The organism is Candidatus Solincola tengchongensis (assembly GCF_015711935.1).
Taxonomy (GTDB): domain Bacteria; phylum Actinomycetota; class Geothermincolia; order Geothermincolales; family RBG-13-55-18; genus Solincola_A; species Solincola_A tengchongensis.
Genome location: NZ_JACVJJ010000088.1, coordinates 1 through 16,600 on the forward strand (window position 1 = coordinate 1; position 16,600 = coordinate 16,600).

The following is a 16,600-nucleotide window of genomic DNA, read 5'->3' on the forward strand; positions in this document are numbered from 1 at the left end:
CCGAGAAGGTGGGCTCGTCGAGGAGGACCAGGATGTCCACCTCGTCGCCGTCCTCGGCCAGGGTACCCTCCACGTAGCCGTAGTCGGCCGGGTAATGTACGGCGCTGAACAGCACGCGGTCGAGCTTTATACGGCCCCTCTCCCGGTCGTATTCGTATTTGTTCTTGGAGCCCTTGGGCACCTCCACGATAACCGAGACGACATCCGGGAATTCGGCCGTGGGCATCTCTCTCACCTCCATATAGAACAGGCGGCCACTTGTTGCCGTCATGCCCGGACCATGCGCTTTCTCGCGTCTTCCGGCGATCCTCCTTGAATCATAAGGTTTCTTTGCCGCGCCCGCCACCGCTCGCGCCGGGTGAAGACGCCTTTCGCGCGGGAACCTTTATCTCAGGTCGGGAGATGCCGGTAGAACAGGCGTTTGGTCAGCTCGGCCCCCAGGGCATAGAGTAAGACGATGAGGGCCAGCACGGGTAAGAAGGCGGGGGGGATTTTCCTGAAACCGAAGACCTCGCCGAGCGGCGTGAAGGGCAGCGCGAGAGCGGTCAGGATGACCAGGAAAGTGGCGACGGCCAGGAATTTTCCGGGACGGCTGCGGAAAAACGGCTTACGTGTGCGGATGATCAGGACGACGAGGGAGGCGGAGACCACGGACTCCATGAACCACCCGGTGCGGAACCCGGAGGCATCGGCGTGGAGCAGCAACATGAGGGCACCGAAAGTGAGGAAATCGAAAAGGGAGCTGAGCGGGCCGAAGACCAGCATGAACCTCCTTATGAACTTCACGTCCCACCGGCGTGGCGCCTGCACCAGCTCCTGGTCCACGTTGTCGGTGGCGATGCCCATTTCCGGGAAGTCCGTCAGGAGGTTGGTCAACAGTATCTGCCCGGGCAGCATGGGCAGGAAGGGCAGGAAGAGAGAGGCGCCGGCCATGCTGAACATGTTCCCGAAGTTGGCGCTGGTGGCCATGAACACGTATTTCAGGGTGTTGTTGAAGGTCTTCCTTCCCTCCATCACCCCCTGCACCAGGACCTCCAGGTCCTTCTCCAGAAGGACAATCTGAGCGGCCTCTTTGGCCACGTCCACGGCGCCGTCCACGGAGATGCCCACGTCGGCTGCATGCAGCGCGGGAGCATCGTTTATCCCATCGCCCATGAACCCCACCACGTTTCCCGCTTTCTTCAGGGCCAGGATTATCCTTTCCTTCTGGTTGGGCTCGATGGAGGCGAAGATGTCCACCTCGTTCACCTTGCCCAGAAGGGCTTCATCGCTCATGTGGTGCAAATCGGTGCCCGTGAGCACCCGGGGCGAGGCCATGCCTATCTCCTCCCCCAACCGCCCGGCGGTAAGCGGGCTGTCCCCGGTGATGACCTTGAGCTCCACCCCCAGTTCACGCAATCTCCGCACCGTCTCTTCCACCCCAGGTTTAGGGGGGTCGTGAAAGACGAGAAGTCCGGCGAAGGTCATCTCCTTCTCTTCTTCGGTGGAAATGGCCGTCTTGTCCCGCATCCTGCGGTAAGCCACGCCGAGCAGGCGGAGGCCTTGACGGCTCTTTTCCTCGGACAGCCGGTGGATCTCCTCGGCCGCCTCTTTCAGGTCCTTCGTCTCGCCGTCGGAAGTATCCACGTGAGTGCAGATCTCCAACACCTTGTCCAGGGCTCCTTTGGTGACCATGAGGGCGCCCTCCCCGTTCTCCACCAGGATACTGAGGCGTTTGCGGAGGAAATCGTAGGGGATCTCGTCGAGTTTACGGTAGGCGCTGAGGTCGAAGTCGCATTCCCGCCGCAGCGCCTCGTCTATGGGATTCGGAAAACCCGTCTCCAGGGCGGCGTTCAGACACCCCAGATGCAGGACCCTCCGGTCCGGCCGGCCCTCCGGTCCCAGGGCGGAATCCAGGTGGACCTCGCCCCTGGTGAGGGTTCCTGTCTTATCCGAACAGAGTACGTTCATGCTTCCGAAGTTCTCGATGGAGGCCAGGACCTTCACGATGACCTTCCTCTGGGCCATGCGCCGCGCCCCGTGGGAGAGGTTCACGCTGATGATGGCGGGAAGCAACTGGGGAGTCAGCCCTACGGCAAGGGCCAGCGAAAAGAGCAGCGAGTCCAGGACGGGTCTATGGAAGGCCACATTGACGGCGAAGATGAAGAGCACCAGGATGAGGGTGACCTCCATGAGCATGTAACCGAACCGGCTTACTCCGCGCTCGAATTCCGTTTCCGCTGCTCTTGACCTCAAGCGGTCGGAGATCTTTCCGAATTCGGTGTCCCGACCGGTGAGAACCACCAGGGCTCTGGCCTCCCCGCTGACCACGTGGGTGCCCATGAAGAGCGTGTTGGTCCTCCCGGAGAGAGGGGTATCCGCCGGAAGTACGCCGGGTCTTTTCTCCACCGGGAAGGTCTCACCCGTGAGCACCGCCTCGTCCATGTAGAGGTCGGTGGATTCCAGTATCAGGCAGTCTCCCGGAACCGAGGAGCCGGCGGCCAGGAGTATCACGTCTCCGGGTACCAGAGCCTCGACGTCCGCCTCCACGGGTTTCCCGTCGCGCAGCACGCGGGCTTTGGTCTTCACCAGGGAGAGGAGCCCGGCCGCGGCATCGGCGGCCCCCTTTTCCTGCCAGAAGCCGAGCAGCCCGCTTATCAGGACGATGGAGAGGATGATGATGCCGTCCGAGGGGTCGTGCAGGAAGAAGGATACCGAGGCCGCGAAGACCAGGATGAGGATGATGGGGCTTCGAAACTGGTTTAAGAGAAGGGAGGGAATGCCTCTCCTCCTCTCCTTACTCGGCAGGTTGGGCCCGTACAGTTTGAGCCGGCGTAGCGCCTCTTCCGAACGCAGGCCCTGAGGAGAGGACTCCAGGCGACTAAGCGCTTCCTCCGGGGAAAGGCCCCAGAATCGTCCCAGGTCCCGTTGATCCATGCCCTCGCCTTCTTATCCCTGGCTACGCGTTTTGGATTTCGTCATCTCCTACAATTCTACCCCCGACCGTACCCGCGGTTTCCGGTTCTCCGCCCCTTCTCTGGCCGCGGTCCGTTTCCCTCACATTCGGTTTAAGAGGCCGTTGATGTATATTACTTCAGGAGCCCGTTAATCGAGCTGTCGGTAACGAGGGGAGACGTGAAGAGGATACTCATCATCGAGGACGAGAGACCGCTGGCGGAAGCCGTGGCCTTCAACCTGGAAAGGGAAGGGTTTCGGGTGGACGTCGCCCTGGACGGGGAGAGCGGCTGGGAAAAATGCCTGGAGGGAGGCTACGACCTGGTCATACTTGATCTCATGCTGCCGGGCGTGGACGGCATGGAGATATGTCGTCGGCTGCGCAGGGATAGCGATGTGCCGGTGATCATGCTCACGGCCAAGGATTCCGAGGTGGACAAGGTCCTCGGGCTGGAGATGGGAGCCGACGACTACGTTACCAAGCCCTTCAACATGCGGGAGCTCCTGGCACGGGTCAAGGCCGTCCTGCGCCGCTGGGCGAGGGAGAGAGAGGAGAGAGAGGGTAAGGAGAAGGGTCTCCTGCGGGCCGGAGACATCATTCTCGACCGGGAACGGCATGAGGTCAAGGTAGGGGGAAGGGTAGTGGACATGCCACTCATGGAGTACCGCCTCCTGGAGCTCTTCATGCGCCATCCCGGAAAGGCCCTTCCCCGCGAGTACCTCCTGAGCCAGGTCTGGGAGGGCGATTACTTCGCCCAGAGCAAGACCCTGGAGGTGCATATAAGGCGGCTGCGGGAGAAGATCGAGGCGGATCCGTCCCGCCCCAGCCGCATAATCACCGTGCGTGGGGTGGGCTACCGGTTCGAGGCCGGCGGTTAGGACGTTGAAGAGCCTGAATCGCATCCTGATAACCCGTTATACCGCCATCGTCGCGGCGATACTGGTCGTTCTCTCCTTACTGGTAATCGTTCCCATCAGGAATTACACCCTCTCCAGGGAGAGCAGGGACCTCAAGGTGCAGGCCCAGCTCTTTGCCGGGCACGCGGAGTCATACTTCCGCGAGGGGATGTCCGTGGAGGAGATCGACGACCGCCTCGAGGATCTGGCGGGCCAACTCCCCGTGAGGCTGACCCTCATCGACACGGAGGGGAAGGTCCTCGGTGACTCCGAATACCCAGCCGAACACATGGAGAACCACGCCGGCAGGCCGGAGGTGGCGGCAGCCCTGCGCGGCGAGGTCTCCTCGGCCCGGCGCGAGTCGCGCACCCTGGGCGAGAAGTTCATCTACGCGGCCGCTCCGGTGCAGGTGGACGGGAAGATCGTCGGGGCGGCCCGCGTCTCCGTTCAGGAGGAGGACGTGATGCCGGTCATCCTCAGGGTCTGGTGGATATTCTTGGCAGCCTTCGGATTGCTACTGCTGGTCATCGTGGGCGCCAGCCTCTGGACGGAAAGGACGGTGATGGGGGCGCTGAGGGAACTACGGGAGGCGGTGGCCTCCGTGGCCAGGGGGGAGCTGGAGAGAGGGGTCACCGCGCCCCGCATCGCTGATTTCTCGGAGCTCGCCGAGAGCTTCAACGTCATGGCCGGTGAAGTACGCAAGCGCGTGGAAGAACTGGACTCGGAAAGGAAAAAGCTGGAAGCCATATTGAAGAACGTGTCCACGGGGATTCTGGTCGCCGACGGGGAGAACCGCGTGCTGCTCCTCAACCCCGCCGCGGAGGCCATCCTGGGCGTGAGGCTCGAAAAGGCGAGCGGGCGGAGGCTTGTCGAGGTCTTCACGGGCACGGAGTTGGAGGAGGCCGTTAGGATTGCCGCGGCGGGGGAGAAGGTGGAGAGGGAGATGGAGCTCCTCTACCCCCGCCGCATGACCCTGCACCTGAAGTCGCAGCCGGTGATCGGAGCGGACGGGAAGGTCTCCGCCACCGTGAGCACCCTGGAGGACGTCACCCTCTTGAGGCGCGTGGACCGCATACGTCAGGATTTCGTGGCCAACGTCTCTCACGAGCTGCGCACCCCGGTGGCCACAGTGCGCGCCCTCGTGGAATCCCTGCTGGGCGGGGCCCTGGAGAGGAGGGAGACGGCTGAGAGGTTCCTCCACGACCTGGACCGCGAGACTTCCAGGCTCTCCCAGCTGGTGGAGGACCTGCTAGCCCTGAGCCGTCTGGAGGCGGGCGAGACCGTCTTGAGGATGGAGGAGATAGACCTGCGCGAACTGGTGGACGAGCGACTGGAGGGCAAGGCCAAGCTGGCCGCTGAATACGGAGTGGAGATGGACGCCACATCTTGCGGGGAGATGATGGTGACGGCGGACCGGCGGCTCCTGGCCACCCTCCTGGACAACCTGCTGGACAACGCCATCAAATACAACCGTCCGGGAGGGCGGGTATTCGTGGGTTGCCGGGCCGAGGAAGGTGCCCTGGTCCTGGAGGTCAGGGACACGGGTGTGGGTATGCCCCCCGAGGAGCTCCCGCGCATATTCGAAAGGTTCTACCGTATCGACCGGGCGCGCTCCCGGGAGACGGGGGGCACGGGGCTGGGCTTGTCCATCGTCAAGCACATCGCCGAACTGCACGGCGGCACGGTGAGCGTGCAGAGCGAGCCCGGAGAGGGGTCTGCCTTCTCCGTGCGCCTTCCACGGCCCCCGGGAGGCGATCGGGGGATGGGTTCACCGGCATAAAGGCCAAAGCCGATTCATCGCTCGCGGTTAAACACCTGTTAAACTGCCCTTGTTCAAGAATTTACCTTGCATCAACCCGCTTTTAAACGCCATGCCTTTAATTCGTTTGGTGGGAAAAAGGAATGGCGGAGGCCTGGGTTCCCCCACGTGACGGACGCGCGTTTGTGTTCGAGGCGGCCGGGAGCGGATGCCCGGCGGAAAAGAAGAAGGAGGTAGGTATGTCAGTCAAAAGGTACGTTTTCGCCGCTTTCGCCGTGATGGCGTCGCTGCTCCTGATGCTGGCAGCGGGATGCGGCGGGAACGAGAGCGTGGAGGGAGGGCAGCAGGAGCCAAAGCTTTCGGGTATCTTGAACCTCTCCGGTTCCACCACCGTCCTTCCCATAGCCCAGGAAGCGGCGGAGATGTTCATGGATGAGAACCCGGGTGTGACGGTCAACGTGCAGGGTGGGGGGTCAAGTGTGGGCATCTCCAACGTCGCAGAGGGCGTGGTGGATATCGGCGATTCCTCCCGCGAGCTCAAGGACGAGGAGAAGGGCCTGGGGCTCGTGGACAACAAGATCGCCCTCGACGTCATCGTGGTCATAGCCCACAAGGACGTTCCCGTGGACAACCTCACCGCCGCTCAGGTCAAGGACATCTTCACTGGGAAGATCACCAACTGGAAGGAAGTGGGAGGACCGGACCAGCCCATAAAGGTGGTCATCCGCGACGAGGCTTCCGGCACCCGCGAGATGTTCGACGAGAAGGCCCTGAAGAAGGAAAAGCCGGTGGCCGGCGCCATCGAGTGCAACAGCAACGGCATCGTGCGCCAGACGGTCTCATCCACCCCATTCTCCATCGGGTACATCTCTTTAGGGTACCTGGACAACTCGGTCAAGGCCCTGAAGTACGACGGGGTGGCAGCGAACAAGGAAAACGCGGTGAACAACACCTACCCGCTCTCTAGGTACCTGCACATGTTCACCAAGGGCGAGGCAACCGGACTGGCCAAGGCCTTCATCGACTTCGTCCTCTCGGACCGGTTCCAGAACGAGGTCGTGGCCAGGGAATACATACCCATGACGCAGATATAGGCTAAGGGCGATGGGAGCGGGCGTTGCATGAAGGCTTCACCTTTTGCAGTGCCCCTCCTTAGCTTGACCGCCGTACGGATGGAGATGGCGGGAAAAGGGGAGCGAGTGTCCCGATGACGGTGATAGACAGGGAATGGTTGGTGAGGAAGATACTTATGACGGCGGCCATGGTGGTCGTGCTGGGGCTTGCCTTAGTCGTCTTCTTCGTCGCCAAGGAGGCCTTTCCCAGCCTGAGGCATGCCGGACCGGCAAATCTCTTCTCCTCCGAGTGGGATCCCGGGGAGGGGCGTTACGGGATGCTCGTCTTCCTCGTCGGTACGCTTGTCACCACCGCCGGGGGGCTGCTCCTGGGCACCCCCCTAGCCCTGGGCTTGGCCCTTTTCCTCACCCAGGTCGCCCCTCGGCGTCCTCGCGAGATCATCAGCAGGGCCGTGGAACTCCTGGCGGGAATCCCCTCCATCGTCCTGGGATGGCTGGGTTTCACCGTCCTCGTCCCCCTCATAAGGAAGGCGACGGGGACCTCGGGCAGCGGGATACTCACCGCGTCCGTGATACTGGCGGTGATGGTGGTGCCGACCATAACCACCATATCGAGGGACGCCCTGGAAGCCGTGCCCAAGTCCTATTACCAGGCGTCCGTGGCCCTCGGGGCAACCCGCTGGCAGACGGTGAAGGGGATCATACTCCCGGCCGCGAAGAACGGCATAATGGCCGCGATCGTCCTGGGGATGGGCCGGGCTATAGGAGAGACCATGGCCGTGGCCATGGTCATAGGCCCGGCCTCTGTGTTCCCCACATCCCTCACCTCGCCCACCCACACCATGACCACCAAGATACTCATGGAGATGGGTGAATCCACCGGCATCCAGCGCTCGGCTCTCTTCTCCATGGGACTGGTCCTACTTTTGCTGGCCATGGGGTTGGTGATGCTCGTGCGCCGGGTCTCCAGGACTGGGCACGGATATTCATGGGTGGAGTGATGGGCGAGAGGAACGCTTTTGTGGCCTTGGATAAAGCGGGCATGCCCTGGGAGTCCGGCCGGGGCACATCGAGAGGGGCGGCCCCGGCGCGGCGGGCTCGTGCCCCGCGCTCCAGGCAGGCGATGGCCGATCGGTTGGCCACGGGGGTGATATGGACGCTCGCCATGGCGGCGCTGGCCGTCGTGGCCGCGATCATCGCGCTCGTCCTCTGGAACGGCCTGGGTACGGCGCTCGACCCCTCCTTCGTTTTCGGCAAGCCTCAGGCCATGCGGGAGGGAGGGGGAATCTGGCCTATGGTGGTATCGTCCTTTTACCTTGCCGCCCTCACCCTCCTCCTGGTCATCCCCCTTGGGGTGGGGGCGGCGATCTACATGTCGGAGTTCGCGGGAGATGGACGGATGTCGCGGTTGATACGCTTCGGGGCGGATTCCCTCTCCGCGGTCCCCTCCGTGGTCTTCGGCGTCTTCGGCATGTTGGTCTTCGTCATCTACCTCGGACTGGGTTATTCGTTGCTTGCCGGCGCTTTGACCCTGACCCTGCTGAACCTGCCGACTGTCATGCGCTCCGCTGAGGAGTCCGTCAGGTCCGTGCCCCGCTCCTACCGCGAGGCGGCGCTGGCCATGGGTTGCACGCGGTGGGAGGCGGTCAAGAAAGCCGTACTCCCCGTGGCTATGCCGGGCATCGCCACCGGGGCCGTCCTCACGGTGGGAAGGATAGTGGGCGAGAGTGCCGCCGTAATCTATACCGTGGGGCTCTTCGTGCGCAAGGTACCCTGGTCGCCGTTCCGGCCGGCCGCGCCCATGGCGGCCAACATATGGCACATGTACACGGAGGGGGCTCTGGTGCCGGACTGGTTCCGGGTGGCCAGCGGTGAGGCAACCTTCCTCCTTCTCGCGGTGCTGGTGCTCAACCTGGCGGCCAGGGCCTCGGCGGAGCTGCTCAGAAAGCGGATGGGCTATCGGACATGAAAGGATGTGGGCGGTGGGTATTCTTGCCCTGATGGGGAGGACCTATCCCCGGCGCGAGGTAATGGAGAGTGCAGGTGGAGGCGCGGCGCCCCGCTTCCGGGAGCTCGCCAGCGCCCGCGAAGAGGATGCTTCGGCGGAGAGGGTGAAGTTCAGCCTTCGGGGTCTGAACCTCTATTACGGGACCAGGAAGATATTGGAAGATATTACCATAAACATACCCGAGAGGAGGATTACCGCCGTGATAGGGCCTTCCGGCTGTGGCAAGTCCTCCTTTCTGCGCTGCCTCAACCGCATGAACGATCTGGTGGAGGGATGCCGCGTGGAGGGCGAGGTCCTTCTGGACGGCGAGGACGTCTACGGCAGGGACTGCGACGTGACCTCCCTGCGGCGGAGAGTGGGGATGGTCTTCCAGAGGCCCAATCCTTTCCCCAAGACCGTCTACGACAACGTCGCTTTCGGTCCCCGGGTTCTGGGGATCAAGGACCGCGGGACGCTCGACGGGATAGTGGAGAACAGCCTGCGCCGGGCCGCGCTCTGGGAGGAGGTGAAGGACAAGCTGAGGGAACCGGCTCTGGCCCTCTCGGGTGGTCAACAGCAGCGCCTTTGCATCGCCCGCGTCCTGGCCGTGGAGCCGGAGGTCATATTGCTGGACGAACCCTGCTCCGCCCTGGACCCTGTAGCCACGCAGCGCATCGAGGACCTTCTGGCCGAGTTGAAGGAAAAATATACCATTGTAATCGTGACCCACAACATGCAGCAGGCGGCCCGGGTCAGCGACTACACGGCCTTTTTCCTCATCGAGAAGCAGGGAGACCCCGGGCGGCTGGTGGAGTTCGGGGAGACCGGCGCCCTCTTCACCGCCCCGGCGGACGAGCGAACGGAGAGGTACATCACCGGGAGGTTCGGTTGAATCTTCGAGATGGGACTAGCGTCCGCGGATCGCTCCACAGGGCGGTGAGCCGCTCGCGGATGAGCTGCGCTCCACACGAGCCTTGCGAAGGGGCCTCGGCAGGAAAGACGAGGGGCCCGGGCGGGCGGACCGTTTCGGCCTCCGGTTCGCCTCCTGTCCGGGTGCCAGTTTCCGGGAACGCAGGAGGCCGGATGCACCACGGGTCGAGCATAGGGGGAGGGAAACGGGAGGCGGCAAGAGCTTCTTCGGCGGGGCTCGTCGAGCCGCACGGGTTGCTCCCGCTCGTGGAAACGCCCTCCCCGTGTTTTCGGTGGCCGTTGGATGAAACCGGCATCTCTTAACGGAGGAATGATGGTGGAGCCGCGAAGGGACTTTCACCACAGGCTTGACGAGCTATACGTGGAATTGCTGCGCATGGGCGGCGGACTCCTGGCCACCATGGAGAAGACCCGCCTGTGTTTCCTGGAGCTGGACCATGTCGCCGCCGACGAGATCATCGCCGGGGACCACCTTTTCGACGATTACCGCAACCGGCTGGAGGAAGAAGGCCTTGAGCTCCTGGCGCTGCAAGCCCCGGTGGCCGTGGACCTCCGCATGATCGTCGTCATCATGCGCATCGCCCAGAAATTCGAGCGCATGGCCGACCTGTGCGAGGATATCGCGGTGGCGGTGAAGAACATCCGCGCGGTGAGCCTCCATTCCTGGATAAAAGAAGCCATCGACGAGATGGCTCGCCGTTCCCTGCGGCTGGTGGAAAGGGCGCTGGAGGGCTTCAAGGAGCGCGACGCGGGCATGGCCCGGGAGCTGGAGGCCATGGACGATTCGGTTGACCGGCTTTACCGCGGCTTCTTCAGGGAATTCGACCGGGGCAGGGATGAGGAGCTCGACGTGGCCGTGAGGGTGATCATGGTCGCCCGCTTCTTCGAGCGCATCGCCGACCATGCCGTGGACATCGGCGACAACGTCCGTTTCCTGGTCAGCGGGAGGTGACAGTGGCGGTCCGGCGGACAGGCGGTTTCCACGCAGTGGGGCGCGGTCATCCTCCCTGGATGGCCTCGAGGATGTCCGGGTCCAAGCCCTCGAACCTCTCCAGCCACTCTATGCGCTCCCTCCGTAAGGATTTGTTGAGGGACTCGATCTCGTCGGGCTGGTAGAAGTTCTCCAGGTCGAATCGCTGGTAATCTATGCCCGGCACCTCCTCGGGCACCTCGTAACCCCAGAAGGAGTCCTCCTTCCACTTGATTTCGTCGCGGGCGATCATCTCGATTATCTTCGCGGAATCCCTGATGGTTATCTTCTCCCCCTCCGATCCCTCTTTGGCGCCAACCCTTCCCGTGTTGATGAGGTAACAGTTGATGTCCGGGTTGGCCCTGAGTATGGAGAGGAAGATGTTCCCCTCCTCGGCCTCGGGCCCGATGATGAAGGGGTTGGTGCCCACAACCCTGATCGCCCTCCCGGCCATGGTGGGATCGCCGGCCGAGGTCTCGACCGACTCGCCGAGCATGAAGACCGCGGCGGCGAATTCCGGGCTGAGCTTGGCCACGGGAGGCACGACATCGTTGCGGCGGGTTATGAAGACCACGTTCTGCACCTTGTCCAGGTCGATGCGGTCGTCGGTGAAAGCCACGTCGCTCCTCTTGACCATGGCCCGGCCGTTGGAGGTGATGGAGGTGTCGTGGAAGTCTATCCGCCGGTCCTCCTTGTGCACCTTGACGTTCTCCAGAATGGTGCGCGGCGAGAGGCAGGCGGCGTAGAGTAGGGGCTGGGAGTCGAGGTCCAGGGCGTCGGTCTTCACGTAATATGAACTCTCCGTGCCCAGCGCGCTTCCGTCCGGACGCAGGATGACCACGTCGTCCTGGCGTATGATCACCCGCTCCGGGTGTTCCAGCCAGTGGGAGTGGCAGGTCAGGCTGGTCTTTCCGGTGCCGGACAGGCCGAAGAAGAGAAACCCCACGTCGGTGAGTTGGCCCCCGCGCCTGACCCTGATGACTTTGGAGCCGGCGTGTAATCCCAGGCACCCTCTTTTCTTGACCGCGTACATGAGCTGGCGCAGCATGGCCTTCTTGTTCTCGCCTTTGTAATCGCTGCCCAGGATTATGGTGATTCCCTGCTCGGGGAACACCATCACGCGCCGTGTGGGCCATTCGGCCACGGTGATGGTGACGAAGTCCGGGTCGTCGTCCTTGTCCTCGATGGGGAACAGGGTGTTGCCCCACATGAGGGGGATGCGGGCATATTCGGAGGTTATGTAGACGCGGGCGTGAAAGTGGAAGTCCGGGTGCGTGCACATCCGCCTGTCCAGCCGGATGACCTCCTTGTTCCTCAGGTAGTCGAAGACCTCTTCCAGAAGTGCCAGGTCCTTCTCGTCCGGGTCCTTGCCGTGGTAGATCTCGGTGAACTTCGCGCTCCTGCTCCTGACGTTGGTGATCACCGCCAGGTTGCCTACCTGGGTTATTATCCCGCCCTGCTCGATAGCCCAGGCCCGCAGCTGCTCGTCGTCCGGGTTGTCCAGGACCTTTCCCGGTTTGAACGTCCTCCCGTAGAGCTCAAAGGTGTCGTTCATCCTGCTCTCCTTTTATAGACGGCTTCATATGGTCGAAGGGCTGCGTTCGTTCGTTATTTCATAGGTGTAGAAATATATAGCATCATAGGGCGGCTCAGTTCAAGGAACCCTTGCGGGGGGACGCCGGGAGGACTTTTCGCCCTCTCGACATGATGGTCAAGAGGATATCTCACGCACCCTTCCCCATCACCCGTCACGGTGCATCATCGCTTGAGGAACAGGCGCACTCGAAAGGTACGCAGCCGTCTCCTCCGACGCCCACAGGAGACGCCGCGGGTCCTTTCGTCGACACTCCTCACTTTGTTCCTTTTCCCATTCCCGCGGGAGGCGGAGGACAACAAGTCCCTTGTGCCCGAAAACTCGGGATGATCGCTGATTCCCCCTCCCAGTGGAGGCAGGGAAATGAGCCCTACCGGGTAAAGGTGGGAAGCCGACCCGGCCCGGGACGGGTTTTAACGGCCGGGGAACCGGATTCGCCTCGGCTGTTCGTCTTTCCGTGGGGTCGAACGTGCCGAACATCGGCGGGTGCTTGTTGCCCCCCATTGGTCACGGCGGCTAAAATAACTGCACGGCGATGATGTCCTCGACGTCCGGGACGATTGCCCCCGGGATATCGGCCTGCCAGGGTACACGGTTCGTTTAACCTCATCCCGTTCGGCATTGAATGTGGTGCCGGCGGGTCGAGGAAAGCGCGGAAAAGCACGAAACCGAAAGGAAGGCGGACATGACGGAAACCGACACTTGTACCCGGTGCGGGCTTCCCCTCTACATCAGCAGCCAGCATGTATGGATGGACAACGGGGTCATCACCGCGAAGAGGGACGCCCGGCAACGCCTGGTTCTCTTCGAGTGCGGGAACTTCGACCCCTTGTTCCAGGGCATCGGCGAGATCATCGGTGTACCCATTGAGCGGCTGGTCATCGACGCATCGCGGAGGTCCACCAGGGAATACATGCGCTTCGTGGTCCCCGACGACGTCAAGGAGACGATCAGGAAACGGGAGATAGACCTCCGGCTGGTGTTCGATTCCACCTTTCTCATCTGGAGGGCAATGGGCTACGGAAAGCTCTCTTTGGAGGATGTGAGGTACGAGGGAGGCGAGGGGGACTTCATCGCCGTCATCGCCGAGCGCCCATACTCGGTGCCCCTGGCGGTGGGCAATTTCGCCGGGTCGCTGGAGGCCATCGTGGGAAGGGAGCCGGGCGTCAGGTACGAGGAGACGGCACCCGGAATTTACCGCATCACCGTCTTCGAGGCGGAGAATCCCCCCGAGTTGAAGGACAGGCTGCGGTGGAGAGGGTACGAAAGGGAGTACAAGCCGGGTGATTTCAGGCCGGAGAGGTGCGAGAACTGCGGGGCACCCCTGGCCCTTCAGGAGTTCAGGTGGGACCTGGCCAACGGCTCCATCCGCAGTTCCGTCACCGGGCGGAGGATGGTCATGACCGGGCCTTCCATGATCGACCCCGTCTTCGAGGAGCTGGAGAGAGAACTTGGCGAGACCATCCCGCGGGTGGTGGTGGAGGCCCAGAAGCGCTTCGTGAAGTCCGGCTTCTTCGCCGTGGAGGAAGTGGCCGGCGAGGAGGGGATGCGCGAGAAACTGGCCATCCGGGGGCTCGGGTACCTCCGTTACCTGCGCGTCGGAAGAAGAGGCGTGCAGGTCAAGGTGGAGAACGTGGCCCTTCCCCTTCTGGGCGTGGGGCTGGCCCAGGGACTCTATGAGAGGGCTTTCCAAGTGGAGAGCGACGTGGAATGGGAGCTGAGCGAGGAGGGCGACCTGCTCGTGGAGGTTACCCCGCGTTGAGCGCGTTGTGCATGTCGTGAAACCCGATCCAGGCAATAAATGGTAATATAACATGATCTGGCGGATTCCTCTTGATCGTCATGACAGGGTTGGTGAAAGCGCCGGCTTTTCCGGTTAGGCGGCAAAGCGCCGTCGATGTCATGGCTCGCTATGGGTCGATGCCCTCCATCGGGTAGGCGCTTTCGGGTTTAAGGCAGGCCGGGAGGCCACCCTGTGGTCCTGACAAGGCTGGATGCAGTCTGACAGGGCGAAGGGGGCGATCTCTGGGGCCGGCTTTACGGAAGGCCTGATAAACACGAACATCTACAGGATGCGGACGACGGACCTCTTGTGCGAAAGGGGCAGTATATGGTCAGGGTGAGGTTCGCCCCATCTCCGACGGGCCGCCTGCATCTGGGCTCGGCGAGGACGGCGCTTTTCAACTGGCTTTTCGCCCGCGGACAAGGCGGTTCTTTCATCCTGCGCATAGAGGATACCGACGTGGAGAGGTCCAGCCGGGAGATGGAGGAGTCCATCCTCGAGGACCTCAAATGGCTGGGGCTGGACTGGGACGAGGGCCCCGACGTGGGCGGGCCTCATGCCCCCTACCGGCAGAGCGAACGGGGAGAGGTCTACCGCGAACACGCACGCCTGCTGGTGGAGAAGGGGATGGCCTATCCGTGCTTCTGCACCCCGGAACAGCTGGAAGAGAAGAGAGAAAGGGCCCTGGCCGAGGGGCAGTCTCCCCGTTACGACGGTGCCTGCCGCGACCTTGAACCGCTGGAGGTGAGGAAGAGGGAAGGGCGTGGCGAGAGACCGGCCCTCCGGTTCCGGCTACCCGAAAAGGAGGTCGTCTTCCAGGACCTCCTGCATGGGCTGGTCCGCTTCCCCCCGGGTTCCTTCGGGGATTTCATCATCATGCGTTCCGACGGGCGGGCCGGTTTCCATTTCTCCGTAGTGGTGGACGACGCGGTCATGGGGATAACCCACGTCATAAGAGGCGAGGACCACCTCACCAATACCGCCCGCCACGTGCTGCTCTTCGAGGCACTCGGGTATCCGGCGCCCATGTACCTGCACCATTCCCTGCTCCTGGGGCCCGACGGGGGCAAGATGAGCAAGCGCCACGGAGCGACCTCGGTCCGCGAATACCGGGAGATGGGTTACCTCCCCCAGGCCTTGGCCAACTACCTGGCCCTCCTCTCCTGGTCCCCGCCGGAGGGCAGGGAAGTGCTGGACCTCTCGGAGCTGGTGGAACTCTTCGACATCGGCGACCTCTCGCGGAGCCCGGCGGTCTTCGACCGGGAACGGTTGGACTGGCTTAACGGGAAGCACCTGCGCCGCATGCCCCTGGACGAACTGGTGAGGGTCGCCGGGGTCTACGCCCCACGCTGGTCGGGGCACCCTCTCTTTGCGGTCATGTTGGAATCCGTTCTGGATAATATTACCAATTTGGGAGAGCTTCCCTCTTACCTGGAGGCCTACGGCGAGCCCGCACGACCGGGGGAACGCGCTGCGGAATGGCTGCGGGGTGAGGTCGCCGGGAGGGTCCTGGAGAAAGCGGAGGAGATTCTGAGGGAGGAGGGGATCCGGGATCTGGAGCACGCCCATCACCTGGTGGCCAGGCTGCGCCACGCCTTCGACGAGCGGGACCTGAAGCCCAGGGAGATCCTCATGCCCCTTCGGGTGGCCCTCACCGGAAGGGACCGCGGTCCCGCCCTTCCCTACCTGCTCTACGTGCTGGGGAGGGACGAATGCCTCCGAAGACTCCAGGGGGTCAGGTCTTGAATCGTGATACCCCCATGGGTATAAATTTCGGGGCCTCCGGGTAACGGTATCGCTCCGCAGGCTCCGCTGCGACTGGCCCGTGCGGCCCCGCAGGGGAGGATGGAGGCGGGCTCGTCCTCCGAGACACCCGCGGCGGCCAAAACCCGGCTTCCCAGGAAAAGTGCGCAGTCCTTTTCCGAGCGGCAACCTTTATAATATTCTTTACGCCGCGGGAAGAGGAGGAAGAGTGGATGCTGCGGGAGATACTGGAAACCCTGAAACAGGACATACAGGCGGTACGGGACCGTGACCCGGCCGCTCGGAGCGCCCTGGAGATAATCCTGGCCTATCCCGGCGTCCACGCCCTGTGGATGCACCGCGTGGCCCACTGGCTGTGGAACCGCGGCATTCCCCTCGTCCCCCGTCTCCTCTCGCACCTTAACCGCTGGCTGACGGGAATCGAGATACATCCGGGAGCCCGCATCGGAAAGGGCGTTTTCATCGACCACGGCATGGGGGTGGTGATTGGGGAGACGGCGGAGATAGGGGACAACGTCACCCTTTACCAGGGGGTGACCCTGGGAGGAACCGGAAAGGAAAAGGGCAAGCGCCATCCCACGGTGGGGAAGAACGTGGTCATCGCCGCCGGGGCCAAGGTGCTGGGCCCCATAACCATAGGCGACGATTCCAAGGTGGGAGCCGGGGCGGTGGTCATCCGGGACGTCCCTCCCCGGTGCACGGTGGTGGGGGTGCCCGGGAAGGTGGTGGTAAGGGAGGGTGAACCGGTGATAGACCTCCATCACGAGGCCATCCCCGACCCGGTGATGGACAGGATCGAGGCGCTGGACGGGATGATACGCAAACTGGAGGAGAGGCTGGAGAAGACCCACCGCGAGCTGGAGAGCGCGGAGAGGAAGTTGCGCCGCGCCGAGGAGGAGCTCAAGACCG

12 protein-coding genes and 1 pseudogene are annotated in these 16,600 nt (G+C 63.0%); 10 read left to right on the forward strand and 3 right to left on the reverse strand.

What is annotated here, in order from left to right; genetic code table 11:
- Both H7007_RS07790 and mgtA read right to left on the reverse strand, forming a co-directional pair.
- Positions 1 to 226: inorganic diphosphatase (locus tag H7007_RS07790; protein WP_287154485.1), on the reverse strand; the 226-nt coding region annotated here is incomplete at its 3' end.
- Between the two features lie 164 nt (positions 227 to 390).
- Positions 391 to 2,916: a magnesium-translocating P-type ATPase gene (gene mgtA / locus H7007_RS07795; protein ID WP_287154486.1), complete on the reverse strand. Its 2,526-nt coding sequence runs from the start codon at positions 2,914 to 2,916 to the stop codon at positions 391 to 393.
- 198 nt (positions 2,917 to 3,114) lie between these two features.
- Here mgtA and H7007_RS07800 point away from each other — a divergent pair, with 198 nt between their 5' ends.
- The 7 genes from H7007_RS07800 (at position 3,115) to phoU (ending at position 10,532) form a co-directional block, all read left to right on the forward strand.
- Entirely contained in the window at positions 3,115 to 3,813 is a 699-nt protein-coding gene (locus tag H7007_RS07800; protein WP_287154488.1) for a response regulator transcription factor, read from the forward strand.
- A gap of 4 nt (positions 3,814 to 3,817) precedes the next feature.
- Complete coding sequence (locus H7007_RS07805) at positions 3,818 to 5,611, forward strand: sensor histidine kinase (RefSeq protein ID WP_287154490.1); 1,794 nt, start codon at positions 3,818 to 3,820, stop codon at positions 5,609 to 5,611.
- 218 nt (positions 5,612 to 5,829) lie between these two features.
- Entirely contained in the window at positions 5,830 to 6,684 is an 855-nt protein-coding gene (locus H7007_RS07810; protein WP_287154492.1) for a phosphate ABC transporter substrate-binding protein, read from the forward strand.
- A gap of 113 nt (positions 6,685 to 6,797) precedes the next feature.
- Positions 6,798 to 7,664: a phosphate ABC transporter permease subunit PstC gene (pstC, locus tag H7007_RS07815; protein WP_287154493.1), complete on the forward strand. Its 867-nt coding sequence runs from the start codon at positions 6,798 to 6,800 to the stop codon at positions 7,662 to 7,664.
- A gap of 20 nt (positions 7,665 to 7,684) precedes the next feature.
- Positions 7,685 to 8,632, forward strand: coding sequence for a phosphate ABC transporter permease PstA (gene pstA, locus H7007_RS07820; RefSeq protein WP_287154495.1), 948 nt, complete (start codon positions 7,685 to 7,687; stop codon positions 8,630 to 8,632).
- 13 nt (positions 8,633 to 8,645) lie between these two features.
- The gene (pstB, locus tag H7007_RS07825) at positions 8,646 to 9,542 is read left to right on the forward strand and encodes a phosphate ABC transporter ATP-binding protein PstB (protein WP_287154497.1); all 897 of its coding nucleotides are present in this window, start codon (positions 8,646 to 8,648) and stop codon (positions 9,540 to 9,542) included.
- Between the two features lie 354 nt (positions 9,543 to 9,896).
- Positions 9,897 to 10,532 carry a phosphate signaling complex protein PhoU gene (phoU, locus tag H7007_RS07830; protein WP_287154499.1) on the forward strand — a complete coding sequence of 212 codons (636 nt, stop codon included), beginning with the start codon at positions 9,897 to 9,899 and terminating at the stop codon, positions 10,530 to 10,532.
- 46 nt (positions 10,533 to 10,578) lie between these two features.
- Here phoU and H7007_RS07835 read toward each other — a convergent pair whose 3' ends face one another.
- Positions 10,579 to 12,105 (reverse strand): phosphoenolpyruvate carboxykinase (ATP), encoded by a 1,527-nt coding sequence (locus H7007_RS07835; RefSeq protein WP_287154501.1) that lies wholly within the window; start codon positions 12,103 to 12,105, stop codon positions 10,579 to 10,581.
- 724 nt (positions 12,106 to 12,829) lie between these two features.
- On the opposite strand from H7007_RS07835, the gene H7007_RS07840 reads away from it, so the two are divergent.
- The 3 genes and pseudogenes from H7007_RS07840 to cysE form a co-directional block, all read left to right on the forward strand.
- On the forward strand, positions 12,830 to 13,906 hold the full coding sequence (locus H7007_RS07840) for a hypothetical protein (protein WP_287154503.1): 1,077 nt from the start codon (positions 12,830 to 12,832) through the stop codon (positions 13,904 to 13,906).
- Positions 13,907 to 14,254: 348 nt separating this feature from the next.
- Positions 14,255 to 15,673 (forward strand): glutamate--tRNA ligase, encoded by a 1,419-nt coding sequence (gltX, locus tag H7007_RS07845; protein WP_287154504.1) that lies wholly within the window; start codon positions 14,255 to 14,257, stop codon positions 15,671 to 15,673.
- Positions 15,674 to 15,915: 242 nt separating this feature from the next.
- Positions 15,916 to 16,548: pseudogene (gene cysE / locus H7007_RS07850) on the forward strand (serine O-acetyltransferase); the annotation flags it as partial.
- Positions 16,549 to 16,600: the final 52 nt, after the last annotated feature.

Bases quoted from the DNA above. Each gene is read 5' to 3' on its own strand.
- mgtA (WP_287154486.1), bottom strand. From the start codon at position 2,916: ATGGATCAACGGGACCTGGGACGATTCTGGGGCCTTTCCCCGGAGGAA.
- H7007_RS07810 (WP_287154492.1), top strand. From the start codon at position 5,830: ATGTCAGTCAAAAGGTACGTTTTCGCCGCTTTCGCCGTGATGGCGTCG.
- pstC (WP_287154493.1), top strand. From the start codon at position 6,798: ATGACGGTGATAGACAGGGAATGGTTGGTGAGGAAGATACTTATGACG.
- H7007_RS07835 (WP_287154501.1), bottom strand. From the start codon at position 12,105: ATGAACGACACCTTTGAGCTCTACGGGAGGACGTTCAAACCGGGAAAG.
- H7007_RS07840 (WP_287154503.1), top strand. From the start codon at position 12,830: ATGACGGAAACCGACACTTGTACCCGGTGCGGGCTTCCCCTCTACATC.
- gltX (WP_287154504.1), top strand. From the start codon at position 14,255: ATGGTCAGGGTGAGGTTCGCCCCATCTCCGACGGGCCGCCTGCATCTG.